Origin of the sequence: Duganella sp. FT27W (assembly GCF_009295655.1) — a bacterium.
In the GTDB taxonomy this organism is placed as follows: Bacteria; Pseudomonadota; Gammaproteobacteria; order Burkholderiales; family Burkholderiaceae_D; genus Rugamonas; species Rugamonas zoogloeoides.
The window spans coordinates 717,366-731,284 of sequence record NZ_WHIV01000005.1 but is presented as its reverse complement, the minus strand read 5'-3'; the positions used below and the strand labels follow the sequence as shown (position 1 = coordinate 731,284).

General features: G+C 64.0%; 12 protein-coding genes. 1 reads left to right on the top strand and 11 read right to left on the bottom strand.

Annotated elements, in window-relative coordinates:
• Window positions 1-285 precede the first annotated feature (285 nt).
• Window positions 286-1,746 carry an Atrophin-1 multi-domain protein gene (locus F8197_RS25165; protein ID WP_152884435.1) on the top strand — a complete coding sequence of 487 codons (1,461 nt, stop codon included), beginning with the start codon at window positions 286-288 and terminating at the stop codon, window positions 1,744-1,746.
• Between the two features lie 50 nt (window positions 1,747-1,796).
• On the opposite strand, the gene F8197_RS25160 is transcribed toward F8197_RS25165, so the two are convergent.
• The 11 genes from F8197_RS25160 to F8197_RS25110 all read right to left on the bottom strand — a co-directional run bounded on the left by F8197_RS25160 (window position 1,797) and on the right by F8197_RS25110 (window position 13,872).
• The gene (locus F8197_RS25160) at window positions 1,797-2,201 is read right to left on the bottom strand and encodes a GtrA family protein (protein WP_152884433.1); all 405 of its coding nucleotides are present in this window, start codon (window positions 2,199-2,201) and stop codon (window positions 1,797-1,799) included.
• Window positions 2,194-3,177 carry a glycosyltransferase family 2 protein gene (locus F8197_RS25155; protein WP_227012400.1) on the bottom strand — a complete coding sequence of 328 codons (984 nt, stop codon included), beginning with the start codon at window positions 3,175-3,177 and terminating at the stop codon, window positions 2,194-2,196. Before F8197_RS25155 ends, F8197_RS25160 begins: the two co-directional genes overlap by 8 nt.
• Window positions 3,178-3,182: 5 nt before the next feature.
• On the bottom strand, window positions 3,183-4,775 hold the full coding sequence (locus F8197_RS25150; RefSeq protein WP_152884431.1) for a hypothetical protein: 1,593 nt from the start codon (window positions 4,773-4,775) through the stop codon (window positions 3,183-3,185).
• A gap of 432 nt (window positions 4,776-5,207) precedes the next feature.
• On the bottom strand, window positions 5,208-5,597 hold the full coding sequence (locus F8197_RS25145) for a RidA family protein (protein WP_019921831.1): 390 nt from the start codon (window positions 5,595-5,597) through the stop codon (window positions 5,208-5,210).
• Window positions 5,597-6,784, bottom strand: a complete 1,188-nt coding sequence (locus tag F8197_RS25140; RefSeq protein ID WP_152884429.1) for an acyl-CoA dehydrogenase family protein — start codon at window positions 6,782-6,784, stop codon at window positions 5,597-5,599. The genes F8197_RS25145 and F8197_RS25140 overlap by 1 nt, the downstream gene beginning before the upstream one ends.
• A gap of 9 nt (window positions 6,785-6,793) precedes the next feature.
• Window positions 6,794-7,648: an enoyl-CoA hydratase family protein gene (locus F8197_RS25135; protein ID WP_152884428.1), complete on the bottom strand. Its 855-nt coding sequence runs from the start codon at window positions 7,646-7,648 to the stop codon at window positions 6,794-6,796.
• 9 nt (window positions 7,649-7,657) lie between these two features.
• The gene (locus F8197_RS25130) at window positions 7,658-8,188 is read right to left on the bottom strand and encodes a MarR family winged helix-turn-helix transcriptional regulator (RefSeq protein ID WP_152884426.1); all 531 of its coding nucleotides are present in this window, start codon (window positions 8,186-8,188) and stop codon (window positions 7,658-7,660) included.
• Between the two features lie 13 nt (window positions 8,189-8,201).
• Window positions 8,202-8,996, bottom strand: a complete 795-nt coding sequence (locus tag F8197_RS25125) for an SDR family NAD(P)-dependent oxidoreductase (RefSeq protein WP_152884424.1) — start codon at window positions 8,994-8,996, stop codon at window positions 8,202-8,204.
• Complete coding sequence (locus F8197_RS25120) at window positions 8,993-11,317, bottom strand: bifunctional salicylyl-CoA 5-hydroxylase/oxidoreductase (RefSeq protein ID WP_373996974.1); 2,325 nt, start codon at window positions 11,315-11,317, stop codon at window positions 8,993-8,995. The genes F8197_RS25125 and F8197_RS25120 overlap by 4 nt, the downstream gene beginning before the upstream one ends.
• Window positions 11,314-13,059: an AMP-binding protein gene (locus F8197_RS25115; protein WP_152884422.1), complete on the bottom strand. Its 1,746-nt coding sequence runs from the start codon at window positions 13,057-13,059 to the stop codon at window positions 11,314-11,316. The genes F8197_RS25120 and F8197_RS25115 overlap by 4 nt, the downstream gene beginning before the upstream one ends.
• A gap of 87 nt (window positions 13,060-13,146) precedes the next feature.
• Window positions 13,147-13,872: a response regulator gene (locus F8197_RS25110; RefSeq protein WP_152884420.1), complete on the bottom strand. Its 726-nt coding sequence runs from the start codon at window positions 13,870-13,872 to the stop codon at window positions 13,147-13,149.
• Window positions 13,873-13,919: the final 47 nt, after the last annotated feature.

Below are 13,919 nucleotides of genomic sequence, written 5' to 3'. Positions count from 1 at the left end.
TTGGGCTGGCCGAATTGACGTTCCTGCGGTCAGTTTTGCCCCGACGCTTCATCGAACAGCCCTTCAGCACACCAGGTCCACGGATCCGGTGTGCCTTGTAATGCTATGGCGCTCAGAAGGCATCGCTCCATAACTTTACTTTCCCAAAAGAACTAAGTAATGAAATTGTGACATCGCTGAAAAAATATTTCACAGAAACGTGAAATTGCCCTATAATAAGTTTCATAAAAGCACTTACATATTCTCACGGTCAGTTACAGCCTTCTTATCTTTCAAGGACTGTACATGAGAACTCGCGCCAACTGGCTCGGCCGCATTATCGTTACCACCTTTATTCTGGGCTCCATCGCAGCAAGCGCCGCACAAGCACAAAATTATACTCAGACCTATGGCTTCGGCACGTTTTATCGGCCGTTTGCCGCTGATTCGCTGTGGAACCTCAAGCCTGTCAACCCGGTGCTTGGCTCCAATGGCGTCAAGAAACCCCTGATCAACCTCAGCTGGATTCCATCCATCGATGACGGGGCGTATTCGGTCAAGGTGTTCATGGCCAAGGCTGGCGACCCGGCGATGACGGTGGTTGGCAAGCCCGGTATGTCTGGCGTGGGCGATCCCGATACCGGGCATTACCGCACTATCACCATTCCGCGCTGGCCAGCCGATGTGGCGCCTGCGACCGGCGAGGACGGCCATGCCGAAATCATCGATACTGTGACCGGCGTGATCCATTCGTTCTACCAGTTGCGCAAGGTGGGCAACAAGTGGACCGCGACCATGTATTCGTGGACCCGGATCGATGGCCGCGGTTTCGGCAATCCTGCCCATTGGAGCCAGGGCGCGCGCTCGTCCGGCGCCGCGCCTACGGCCGGGCTGATCCGCGTACATGAACTCAACGACAACCGCGATCATTACCGCCACGCACTCGCCATGTCATTGCCAGCCCACACCCTGGCCAACGGTATCACACACCCCAGTTACGTCTATCCGGCCACCACGGCGGATACCTCTGCGATACTGAACACGGGCGTAATTCCGCTGGGCGCGCGCCTGATGCTGCCGGCGTCGTTCGACACCTCCACGCTGAGTACAGACCAGTTGCGCAAGATCGCCAACACCCTCAAGTTGTACGGCGCGTACGCGGTGGACCGCAATTACGACACCGCGTTCCGCCTGTACGTGGAAAATGGCGCCAATTTCAACATCATGCCCAACGGTACGTGGAATACCCGGGTGGTGGCCGATCTCGAGAAAATCCGCGCCGGCCTGCGTCAGGTAGTGAGCGTGGAGCGCTATGCGGACGACAACCAGGCCGCCAAGTCTGCCGCTGCCGTCAAAGTCGCAGGCGACGCCAAGAGCCTGTTGTCGATGCGCGGCGACTGGCTCGATGCCGGCACATCGAAGAAAGGTGACGCTGTGTACGATACCTGGCTGGAGAGCGTATGGTTCCCCAAGACCACCAAGAAGGTCAACGTGGTTAACTACAGCAACGGCATCAGCAAGGTTGCAGGCTCGATGCCTGCGGCAAGAACGCCGATGCGATTTACAGCGCGCACGTCCGGTGGGGCCTTGATTCGTATGCAGTTGTGGGCGGGCAGCTCACTCGCTTACGACAGCGGCTACCTGGCCGACGGCTCGTTCGCGTCGTTCCAGTGGCCAGCGATGACCGGGCTGTCGGTAAAGCTGCTGGCCCAAAGCGGCGTTTACACCAACTGGTCTAGTGCGCGCGGCATACTGGTGGCAGAGTAAAATGGCTGGTGCGCCCCTGGCATGCGCCAGGGGGCAACGATGCATTTGCGCTACGCCGACTTCGGACGACGAAAGGTCCAAAGCAAGTTGATGGTGTACGTCAGCAGCAGCACGACTACGGTGGCTACCAGTTGTGCCAGCAAGTAATGCAAGTCTGCGCTGTCGGTCAGCAGCTTCATCAGTGCGCCGTTCAACACGGCGCCCAACGCCGCAGTGACGGCAAACTTGAGCATTGCCGATCCGTTCGACGCGCTCTTGAACGTATAGCGCACGTTCAGGAAATAGTTAACGATAGCACCCACTACGGCGCCTGTGACCGATGCGGCCACCGGATCGAGCCAGTGCAGCGAGACCGTGGTTACCAGCACGGCGTAGTGGGCCAGCGTGCCCACAGCGCCCACCAGCGCATAGAGCAGGAAGCGCATCATGCCCTTGCGCTCGCGTGGCTCAGGCATGTGGCAGCTCCTGCTGATGACGACGACGGATCAGGTAGATCGGGCGGCGCTTGGACTCGAAATAGATGCGGCCGATATACTCACCGAGTACACCGATACCGATCAACTGTATGCCGCCGAGCAGGAACACGCCTGCGGCCAATGACGCGTAGCCGGGGACATCCACGCCGAACATCCAGGTCCGGATGATCAGGTAGACGGCGCGCAGCACTGCTGCCAGGGCCACCGCAGTGCCCACATAGGTCCACACCCGCATAGGCAGCGTGCTGAAGCTGGTGAATCCCTCGAGCGCGAAGTTCCATAATTTCCAGCCGGAGAACTTGGTGTCGCCAGCGACGCGCTGTTCGCGCGCGTATTCCACCACCGTGGTTTTATAGCCGACCCAGGCAAACAGGCCTTTCATAAAACGCCGGGTTTCCGGCAGTAGCTTGAGCGCTTCCACCACTTCGCGCGTCATCAGGCGAAAGTCGCCGACATTTTCGGGAATCTTCACCTCGGAGACCGAGTTGTGCATGCGGTAGAACATGACAGCGGTCCAACGCTTGAGCGTGGAGTCCGTGGCGCGGTCGCTGCGCTTGGCGAGCACCACGTCATAGCCTTCACGCCATTTATCCACCAGCACCGCGATCATGCGCGGAGGATCTTGCAAATCGGCGTCGAACGGCACCACCAGGTCACCGCGCGCTTCGTCAAGCGCCGCGGACAATGCAGCTTCCTTGCCAAAGTTGCGGGTCAGGTCGATCACGCGCACGCGGGCGTCGCGCTCGGAGAACGCCACGAGCTGCGACAGCGTGTCGTCGCGGCTGCCATCGTTGACGCAGACAATTTCGAACCGGATGCCGGGCACGCGTTCCAGTTCCGGTATCACCTCGGCAAAAAAATGCGAGATGACTTCCGACTCGTTATAGAAGGGCACGACCAGGGACAGCAGTGGCGTGGTTGGCGACAGCGACGTCGTAAAAGTTTGGGTGTCCAATGTAATTAATCCTGTTTTAAAGTATTACGCGTGGCGGCCTGACGCTGCGTCTGCCATGCCAACGTACCCAGCAATAGCAACAACAACGCCAGCGAAGCTGCGCTCACCTTTTTTGCGAAACCTTCAACCGGCACCTCGCCGCGCACGATGCGCACCGTGTGCTCGCCCGGTGGCACTTGCACTGTTGCGAATTTGAAGGACGTGGCGGCAAACACCGGCAACGAACGGCCATCCTGGTCCTGCGCAACCCAGCCAGGGAAATAGAACTGGCGAATCGCGACCGCGCCCCCGTCGCTGGAGGACACCCGGACGACGAAAGCACCGTAGTTCTGCGATACGCTGCCCACTTTACCCTGGCCGCCCACGATCCACGCCTGCTCACTCGCATCGAGCCGCAGCGCCAGTTGAGGCAGCAATTCATCGATGCGGGCGGAAAATCCGGCATCTTTGGGGTAGTACTCGGGCGGCGTGATGCGGTACTGCACGCGCTGCGACATCGCCACCTCGTTCTGCGCGAGGGTCTGATGCTGGAATTTCTTGAACAGCGCCGAAAACTGGTAAGCGAGCAGCACCGCGAACACCGCCAGCAACATCAGCGCCATGCGTTTGCGCGCGACCGGCGACGGCAGCGCCGCAAACATCACTGCCACCATGGTCAGCACAACGAATTCCACGACGATCAACAGCCGCGACAGAAACTGCAGCGACCGGTACGGCGAAGGCGCCTCGAATACAAAGCCGAGCTTGCCCCACATGAACAGCCCGCACAACGCGGTCACCATGGTCCACATGACCACCATGGCAGTAGACGTGCCGGGGCAGGAAGTGGCGACGGTCGCGTTGCGTCGGGCGCGCAGGTATTCAGCCACCAGATAGACGGTCACGAACAAGTAAATGCTGGCAAACAGCGTATACCTGGTCACGACCGGGTTGGCGCTCATGGACAGACCGGTAAACAAGCGGGTGCCCCCGATCGGCCGCACGAACAAGGCGGCAGTATTGGCCGCATCGAACAACTGCAGTGCGGGCAGGAAGTACACCGCAGCCGTACCGACGGCCAATGCCGCCACGGCTGCCAGCAACGCCAGCATAACGAGCCTGCTCCGCGCAGCGTGCCGGGTACCGGCCGGTGCGCCCGTCGCGCCGAACAAATGCAGCAGGATATACGCGGCGATCACGGGACCGATAATCATTGCCGACAACAAATGAGTAAAGAACAAACCGGTGACCGCAACTGCCAACAACGACAGCCAGCGCACCCTGGCGGTTATCAGGTAGCGATGGGCTGCATGAAAGATGAGGGGAATCCAGACATACGCAGCGTATTCACCGATGGCGCCACGGTTGTAATAATCGGTCAGCAGGTGATACGGCGCCAAGGCAAAAGCCAGGCCTAGCACCGCCGACACTCGCACCGACGCAAAATTTCGCGCCCACCAGTAAAAGAACACGCCCGACGCCATCCCCATCAAGAACGCGGAGACGCCGATCACATGGGCCACCGACAGCCGGTGCATGAAAACCGCATCGACCAGCGCAAAGAACATGGTCGCCAATGGCGGGTAGAAGTAGAAAGCCGGGCTGCCCATGCCGGCCATTGCGTCGGGCATCCAGCGCGGGTATATCACGCCATGCTGCACGGCGTCGAGGTACGACCGGAGCCAGATAAAATGCCAGGGAATATCGTCCGAGTGGCGTGCGCCGAATACCAGCGCAGGCGCAAAAAAGGCAACCAAGACCAGGCCGCATATTAAAAACAGCAATTTCTTGCTATGTAGAAATTTATTCTCAAGCATTTTGGACAATCCGGGAAATATTTTTTTCTTCTAAAGTTCGCTGCAGTGCGTCATGCCGAGCGCCACGAGGCTCCTGCTGCGAATATCTCACGAATTGTGTTGCAATGCACGATTATTTAATAGACATCGACCTTTATTATTTTTGTAACTAAGAATGCACACCAAGTTTTACTAAGAGAAAGTAAAATAGTCTTATTATAAAATTTATATTGCAATAAAATTATTGCTACCCTCTCATGGCACCACCGCCGTGACTTCAATCTCGACCCGGGCCCGTTCCTCCACCAGCCCGGCCACCTGCACCGCCGTCATGGCGGGATAATGGGCGCCGATCACCTCGCGGTAGGCGGCGCCCACCGCCTTGTAGGCGCCGGTGTACTCCTTCGTATCGAGCACATACCAGGTCATGCGGACGATATGCTCGGGCCCCGCGCCCGCTTCGGCCAGCACGGCGACGATGTTTGCCAACGCCTGGCGCACCTGGCCGGCAAAATCGTCGGTGTGGAATACGCCCTGCGCATCCCAGCCGATCATGCCGCTGACGTACACCGTGCGGCCGCTGGCAACCACGCCATTCGAATAGCCGCGTGGACGCGGCCAGCCCGGTGGCAGCAAAAACTCCATCACGCCTCCCCTTTTGCGGACGCGGCCTCGCGCAGCAGCTCGCGCGCGATGATCAGTTGCTGCACTTCGGTCGCGCCTTCGTAGATGCGCAGCGCGCGGATTTCGCGGTACAGGCGCTCGACCGGCTGCTCGCTCACCACGCCCAGGCCGCCGAACATTTGCAGCGCGGCGTCAATCACCTGCTGCGCCGTTTCGGTGGCGGTGAGCTTGGCCATGGCCGCCTCCCTGGTCACCTTGCGGCCGCAGTCACGTTGCCACGCAGCGCGATACGTGAGCAGCGCGGCGGCGTCGATGCCGGTGGCCATGTCCGCCAGCTTGGCCTGCGTGAGCTGGAAATCCGACAGCATCTGGCCGAACATCGACCGCTGCGTGGTATGGGCCAGTGCTTCGTCCAGCGCCCGGCGCGCAAAGCCCAGTGCGGCGGCGGCCACCGAGGTGCGGAACACGTCGAGCGTGGACATCGCCACTTTGAAGCCCTGCCCGGCCGCACCGATGCGCTGCGCGGCAGGGATGCGGCACCGGTTGAACCGCAGGCGTGCCAGCGGATGGGGGGCGATCACGTCGATGCGCTCGGCGATCTCGAAGCCGGGCGTGTCCGCATCGACGATCAAGGCGCTGATGCCGCGCGCGCCCGGCTGTTCGCCGGTGCGCGCAAACACCACGTAAAAGTCGGCGATGCCGCCGTTGGAAATCCAGGTTTTTTCGCCATCCAGCACGTAGTGCTCGCCGTCCAGCGTAGCCGCGCACTGCATGGCGGCGACGTCGGAGCCGGCTTGCGGCTCGGACAGCGCAAAGGCGGCAATCGCCTCGCCACTGGCCACACGCGGCAGGTAGCGGCTGCGCTGGTCGTCGCTGCCGTGCAGGCTGATGGCGCCCGCGCCCAGGCCCTGCATGGCAAATGCGAAATCGGCCAGACCGTCGTGGCGCGCCAGCGTTTCGCGGATCAGGCAGATGGCGCGGGTGTCGATGGCGTCGGCATGGCCGCCGTGCGCCACGCCAGCCACCGCGTGGCGCAACCAGCCGCCCTCGCCCAGTTGGCGCACCAGCTGGCGGCAAGCGTCGTCAACGCTGGCGCGGTCGTGGGTGGCGTGGGCCAGGTGCTGCCGGGCCCACGCGTCGAGCGCCGCTTCCAGCGCGGCGTGGTGTGGCGCAAAGAACGGCCAGTCGAGATAAGTTTTGTCAGGCATCGTGATTCCTCAATCGCCTTCGAAGACCGGTTTTTGCTTGGCCACGAACGCATGGTAGGCGCGGTGAAAATCGTTGGTGGCCATGCAAATGGCCTGCGCCTGCGCTTCCGCCTCGATGGCCTGGTCCACGCCCATATTCCACTCCTGTTGCAGCATGGTCTTGGTCATGCCGTGGGCGAATGTGGGGCCGTCGGCCAGCCCGCGCGCCATGGTGAGCGCCGCGTGCGACAGCGCTTCGGGTTCGTGCAGGCTGTTGAAAAAGCCCCAGCGCTCGCCCTCGGCGCCGCCCATCGAGCGGCCCGTGTACAGCAGCTCGGCGGCGCGGCCCTGGCCGATCACGCGCGGCAGCAAGGCGCACGCGCCCATGTCGCAGCCGGCCAGGCCCACGCGGGTGAATAAAAACGCGGTCTTGCTGCGCGCCGTGCCGAAGCGGATGTCGGCCGCCAGCGCCAGCATGGCGCCCGCGCCCACGCACACGCCGTCCACGGCCGCCACCACCGGTTGCGGGCAGGCCCGGATGGCTTTGACCAGGTCACCGGTCAGGCGCGTAAACGCCAGCAGGCCGGGCATGTCCAGTTGCGTGAGCGGGCCGATGATGTCGTGCACATCGCCGCCGGAGCAGAAGTTTTCGCCGGCGCCCGTGATCACCACGGCCTTGATGTCGGTGGCCATGGGCAGCGCGCGGAACAGGTCGCGCAGCTCGGCGTACGAGTCGAATGTGAGCGGATTCTTGCGCTCGGGGCGGTCGAGCGTGAGCGTGGCCACGCCGCCGCTCACGTCGAACTGGAAATGGGTGGACCGGTAGCCGGCCAGTTGCCGGTTGTGGCCGGGCAGTTGCTGTGCCTGGCCGGGAAGATAACGCATGGTGGTTCCTTATTTGTCGTCGCGCGCATGCAGGCTATGCTTCATGTGCGACAGCAGTTCGATCAATTGGGTCTTGTCGGCGCCGGAGACGTCCTGCAGCAGTTCGGCAATCCACTCCTCGTGGACCTGCGCCATGGTGGCAAACGCGCGGCGGCCGGCGGCGGTGAGCTTCACGCTGAATACGCGGCCGTCCTTCGGATCGGGCACGCGCACCACCAGCTTTTCCTGCTCCAGCTGGTCGGTGATGCCGGTGATGTTACCGCCCGTGACCATCATGCGTTTGGACAGCTCGCCCATGCGCAAGCCTTGCGGGTGGCGCTCCAGTTGCGCCATCAAATCGAAGCGCGGCAAGGTGATGCCGAACGTGGCGCGCAGCCGGCTGCGGATCTCGTTTTCGATCTTGACCGTGCACGAGAGCATGCGCAGCCACAGCTTGAGCGACTGGTGGTGGTCTTGCGTCAGGCGGCTGGCAAGGTCGAGCACCGGCTCGGGCTCGGGCTCGGGCTGGTCGTCACTGTGAGGGTTGTCGTTCAGGGGCATGGCGCTTCTCGATTTACATCACTTCACCGCCGGCGACGGCGATGGCTTGTCCATTCATGGCGCCGGACTCCGGCAGGCAGAGCCAGGCCACGGCATTGGCCACCTCGCCCGCTTGCACCAGCCGCTGTTGCGGATTGCCGGCGGCCAGTTCGGCGCGCGCCTGCTCTGGCGTGCGCCCGGTTTTGGCGACGATGTTGGCGACCGCATCGCGCACGATGTCGGTGTCAGTATAGCCGGGACACACGGCATTCACCGTCACGCCTCGCGTGGCCACTTCCAGCGCCAGCGCGCGCGTAAGTCCCACCACGCCGTGCTTGGCGGCGGCGTAGGCGGCCGCGTAACGGTAGCCGGTCAGGCCCGCCGTGGAGGCAACGTTGACGATGCGGCCCCACCCGGCATCGAGCATCGCCGGCAGCGCGGCCTGGGTGCAGTGGAACACGCCACCCAGATTCACGTCCAGCATGCGCTGCCACAGCGCGGCATCGGTTTTCAGCAGCGGCGCCGATGCCGCCTGGCCGGCATTGTTGACCAGGATGTCGATGCGGCCAAGGATGCGCGCCGCTTGGTCGAAGTTGGTGCGCACGGACTCCGGATCGGCAACATCGAACGCCTGCACGTTGATGCTGCCAGCGCCGAATTCCTGGACCAGCGCAGTTTGCATGGCGGCCAGCGCTGCGGCATCGCGCCCGGCAATCGTCACGCGTGCGCCGCGCGCCAGCAGCGCACGCACGCAGGCGGCGCCGATGCCGCGCGCACCGCCGGTCACCAGCGCGTGTTTGCCGGCCAGCGGCAAGGTGGTGTCGCTCATAAGGCTTCTTTCGTGTCGTTATTCAGTTCAGCAGCGCGTTCGAGCTGGCGCTTGGCGGCAGTGTATGGCCGGGGCCAGCGCAGCGCGCGGTAGCCGCTGGCCGCCGCCTCGGCCAGCGTCCACGCCGGGTTGGCCAGATGCGGACGGCCGATCGCGCACAGGTCGGCGCGGCCGGCGGCAATGATGCCGTTGACCTGGTCGGCGCTGGTGATGGCCCCCACGGCGATGGTGGCGATGCCGGCCTCGTTGCGGATGCGGTCGGCAAACGGCGCCTGATACATGCGGCCATACACCGGCTGTTCGCGCTTGCTGACCTGCCCCGATGAGCAATCGATGATGTCGGCACCGGACGCCTTGAACAGGCGGGCAATCGCCACCGCGTCGTCGGGCGTGGTGCCGCCATCCACCCAGTCGGTGGCGGACAGGCGCACGCTCATCGGCTTGTGCGCGGGCCACGCAGCGCGCATGGCGGCAAACACGCGCAGCGGATAGCGGCAGCGGTTTTCCAGACTGCCGCCGTAGTCGTCGCGGCGATGATTGGTGAGCGGCGAGATGAACGACGACAGCAGGTAGCCATGGGCGCAATGGAGTTCCAGCCAGTCGAAGCCCGCAGCGTCCGCTGCCAGCGTGGCGCGCACGAAGTCGTCCAGCACGCGGTCCATGTCTTCAAGCGTCATCGCGTGCGCGGTTTGCGATACACCGGCCAGGTACTGCTGCTCGGATGCCGCCAGCAGCGGCCAATTGCCGCTCTCGAGCGGCTGGTCGATACCGTCCCACATCGGCCTGGTGGAACCCTTGGCACCGGCGTGCCCCAGTTGCAGCGCGATGGCGCTGTCGCTGTGCTGGTGGACGAAATCGACAATGCGGCGCCAGGCCTGCACATGCTCCGGCGTGTAGAGACCGGGACAGGCGGGCGTGATACGCGCGTCGGCGGATACCCCGGTCATCTCGGCAAACACCAGCGCCGCGCCACCCAGTGCGCGCGCACCAAGGTGCGCCAGGTGGTAGTCGCCGGCCACGCCATCGACCGCGCTGTACTGCGCCATCGGCGAGACCAGCACCCGGTTCTTGAGTACAAGGTCGCGCACCTTGAACGGCGTGAACATCGGCGGTGTCGGCGTTGCAGGCGCAGGCACGCCGGCTTGGGCGAAGGCGCGCGCGGCAAACCACGCTTCGTAGTCATCCATGTAAGCAGGGTCGCGCAGGCGCAGGTTGGCGTGCGACAGGCGCTGGCTGCGGGTAAGCATGGAATACGCGAACTGCGGCGCCGCCATGTCCGCGTAGCGCGCCACGTTCTCGAACCACTCCATCGAATTGCGCGCCGCGCTTTGCAGCTTGAGCACTTCCACCGCCCGCACTTGCTGGTACGCGGCCAGCGCCGGACGCAGCGCCCCCTGCTCACCGATGCAACGCGCCAGTTCGATCGCGTCTTCCAGCGCCAGCTTGGTGCCGGAACCGATCGAATAGTGCGCCGAGTGGGCAGCGTCGCCCATCAGCACCACCGGCACTTCGCCATGCCAGTGCACCCACTGCCCGCACACCAGGCGCGGGAACGTGATCCAGCTTGCCGCCCCGCGCTGGTGGGCGTTATTGGCCATCAGCGGGTTGCCATCGAGCTGTTCGGCAAACAGCCGTTCGCAAAACGCGATCGACTGCTCCTGGCTCATGTCGGCCAGCCCCGATGCGCGCCATACCGATTCCGGCGCTTCGACGATGAAGGTGGAGGTGTCGGCATCGAACTGGTAGATATGGGCCTGGAACCAGCCATGCGGCGTGTGCTGGAACGCGAACGTAAAGGCAGCGAATTTCTTGCGCGTGCCCAGCCACACGAAGCGGCAATGCCGGTCTTCCATCTGCGGCTGGTAGCTGGCCGCGTAGCGCGCGCGGATGCGGCTGTGGATGCCGTCGGCGGCGATCACCAGGTCGGCGTTGTAGCGCGCGGCCAGTACGGCGTCGTCGGTGACGTCGGTCTCAAACACCAGTTCCACGCCCAGCTCTTCACAGCGGTGCTGGAGGATGTTGAGCAAGTGCTTGCGGCCGATGCCGCAAAAGCCATGACCGCCGGAGGTAATGGCTTGCCCCTGGAAGCGCACGTCGATACCGTCCCAGCGGTTGAAGGCGGCCATGATGGCGTGCGCGGTGGGCGCGTCCGCTCGTACCAGGTTGTCCAGCGTCTGGTCGGACAACACCACGCCCCAGCCGAAGGTGTCGTAGGGCCGGTTGCGTTCGACCACGGTGATGCGATGCGCCGGATCCTGCTGCTTCATCAGCAGCGCGAAATACAACCCGGCGGGACCACCGCCGATGCAGACGATGTTCACTGGCCGCCCTCCCCGCCAGTGTCCACGCCTGGCAAACGCAGCTTGAAGCGTTGCAGCTTGCCCGTCTCGGTACGCGGCAGGGACGCCAGGAAGCGCACCGCGCGCGGGTACTTGTATGGCGCGATCTGGCTTTTGACGAAGTCCTGCAACTGCGCCACCAGTTCCGCCGACGGCACAACATCAGCCTTGAGTACCACGTGCGCTTCGACGATCTGGCCGCGCTGTTCGTCGGCGCGGCCCACCACGCCGCATTCGGCCACGGCCGGGTGGCGCAGCAGCGCGTCTTCCACTTCGGGCCCGGCGATGTTGTAGCCGGCCGAGATGATCATGTCGTCGGTGCGCGAGCGGTAATAGAAATAACCGTCGGCGTCCGTTTCGTAGGCGTCGCCGGTGAGGTTCCAGCCATCTAGCACGTAGTCGGCCTGGCGCGGGTCGTCGAGGTAGCGGCAGCCGGTCGGGCCTTTCACGGCCAGGCGGCCGATCACGCCCGGGCCCACCGGCCGGCCGTCGTGATCGAGCACGCAAGCCTGGTAGCCGGGCACCGGTTTGCCGGTGGCGCCGGGACGCACGTTGCCGTCGGCGGCCGAAATGAAGATGTGCAGCAGTTCGGTGGCGCCGATACCGTCGATCATTTCCAGACCGGTGGCGCTGCGCCAGGCATCGCGCGTGGCAGTCGGCAGCGCCTCGCCGGCCGACACGCTGCGGCGCAATGTGGTCAAGTCATAACGATGGTCTGGCGCAGAAGCCCCGCCGGCAGAGACGCTGCGCCGGCTGGCAGGGTCGGCACCGCCGACCAGCGCCGCCATTTGCCGGTAGAACGTGGGCGCGGTAAAGCATACGGTGGCGCGATGCGCGGCGATGGCAGCGAGCAGCGTTTCGGGCGTGGCTTTTTCCAGCAGTACGGCGCAGGCGCCCACGCGCAGCGGGAACAGCAGCAAGCCGCCGAGGCCAAAGGTAAAAGCCAGCGGCGGCGTGCCGATGAAAACATCGTCGGCGCGCGAACCGAGCACCGAGCGCGGAAAGCAGTCGCAGATGGCCAGCACGTCGCGGTGAAAGTGCATGGTGCCCTTGGGGATGCCGGTGGTGCCGGACGTAAAGCTGATCAGGCAGATGTCGTCGAGCGCGGTGTCGGCGGCAGCAAATTGCGCCGGCTGCGCCGCCATCAGCGCTTCCAGCGATTCGGGCGATAAGCTGTCATGGCCGGCGCCGCCGAAGTACACGGTGCGGGCGCGCGCCTCCGGCGTCAATTCCACCGTGCCGAGCTCCGCGCTCAGCGACTGCGCGCACAGCACGGCGTCCACCTTCGCCTTGCCGGCAATGGCGCCCAGCTCGCGCGCGCGCAGCAGCGGCATGGTGGGCACGGCGATGCAGCCGGCCTTGATCACAGCCAGCACGCACGCCGCCATCAGCGGCGTATTGGTCCCGCGCAGCAGAACGCGGTTGCCGGTTTTCAGCGCCAGCGGTCCGCGCAGCACATGGGCGATGCGATCGACCTGGGCGCGCAGCTGGTCGTAGGTCCAGGTAGCGTGTTCGCCACGCAGCGCCACACGTTCACCGGCCGCGTGGTCGAGCAGTTCGGCCGCACAGTTGAGGCGCGCAGGATAATCGAGTTCGGGCAAATCGAAGCGCAACTCGGGCCACAGTGCCGCTGGTGGCAGATGGTCGCGCGCAAAGGTGTCGGTGTGGCCGGTGACGCTGCCGGTAGCGTTGCCGGCGGCGCGGGTGGAGGCTGGTTGTGTCATGTTAGCCCTGAAGTCGGATCGGGATATCCACCCGCAAGCAGATACTTTAAACCTAAACTATCTCGACTTCAAGGCCTGCTGCCCGATTTACATCAAACCGGCCTGCCTGACCAGCCCCGCCTGCTGGTCCACCGCGCGCAGCACATCGGCCAGCACGGCCTGCACCGCCTCGTTGGACAGCCGAGCGGCGGGGTCGGACAGCAAGCCCTTGAGCGCGCCGGCTGCACCGTCGAGCCCCAGCGTGACGCAGCCGGCCAGCAGCCGTTCGACGCGCACTTGCGCGCCCTGCTGGTCACCCCGTCCCAGCAGCGCTTCGAGGTCGGTGCCGGCGGCGGTCAGCTGGTTGTGGAAACCGTTCAGGTACACCAGCAGCCGCTCGCCGTTGATGCCCAGGCGGTTGAGCGTGGCGGCCGGATCCTCGGCGTGGAGGGTGCTGCCATTGGCCGCCTGGTCGAGAAACGCGGTCAGGTGCACGCGCACTTGTTCGGCCTGGAACGGCTTGACGATGTAGCCGGCAGCGCCGGCGCTCGACGCTTCCTGCACCACGTCTTTTTCGGTGGCAGACGTGACCAGCACGAATGGCATGGCAGCGAGCGCGGGCGCGCTTTTGACCCGCTGCAGCAGTTCGAGTCCGGACAGGTGCGGCATGCGCAGGTCGCAAAAACAGATCGCCGGCCGCAGCCCGCGTTCGAGCTGGTTCCATGCGTCGAGCCCGTCTTCAGCTTCGACGATGTCGAATTTTCCGCAACTATCGATCAGGTGCATCAACACCATGCGCGAGACGACGTCGTCGTCAACTACCAGAACTTTCATGTCTCTCCTCGTGCCTCGCACTGTCTTTCCACATGTTTAACAGTGCC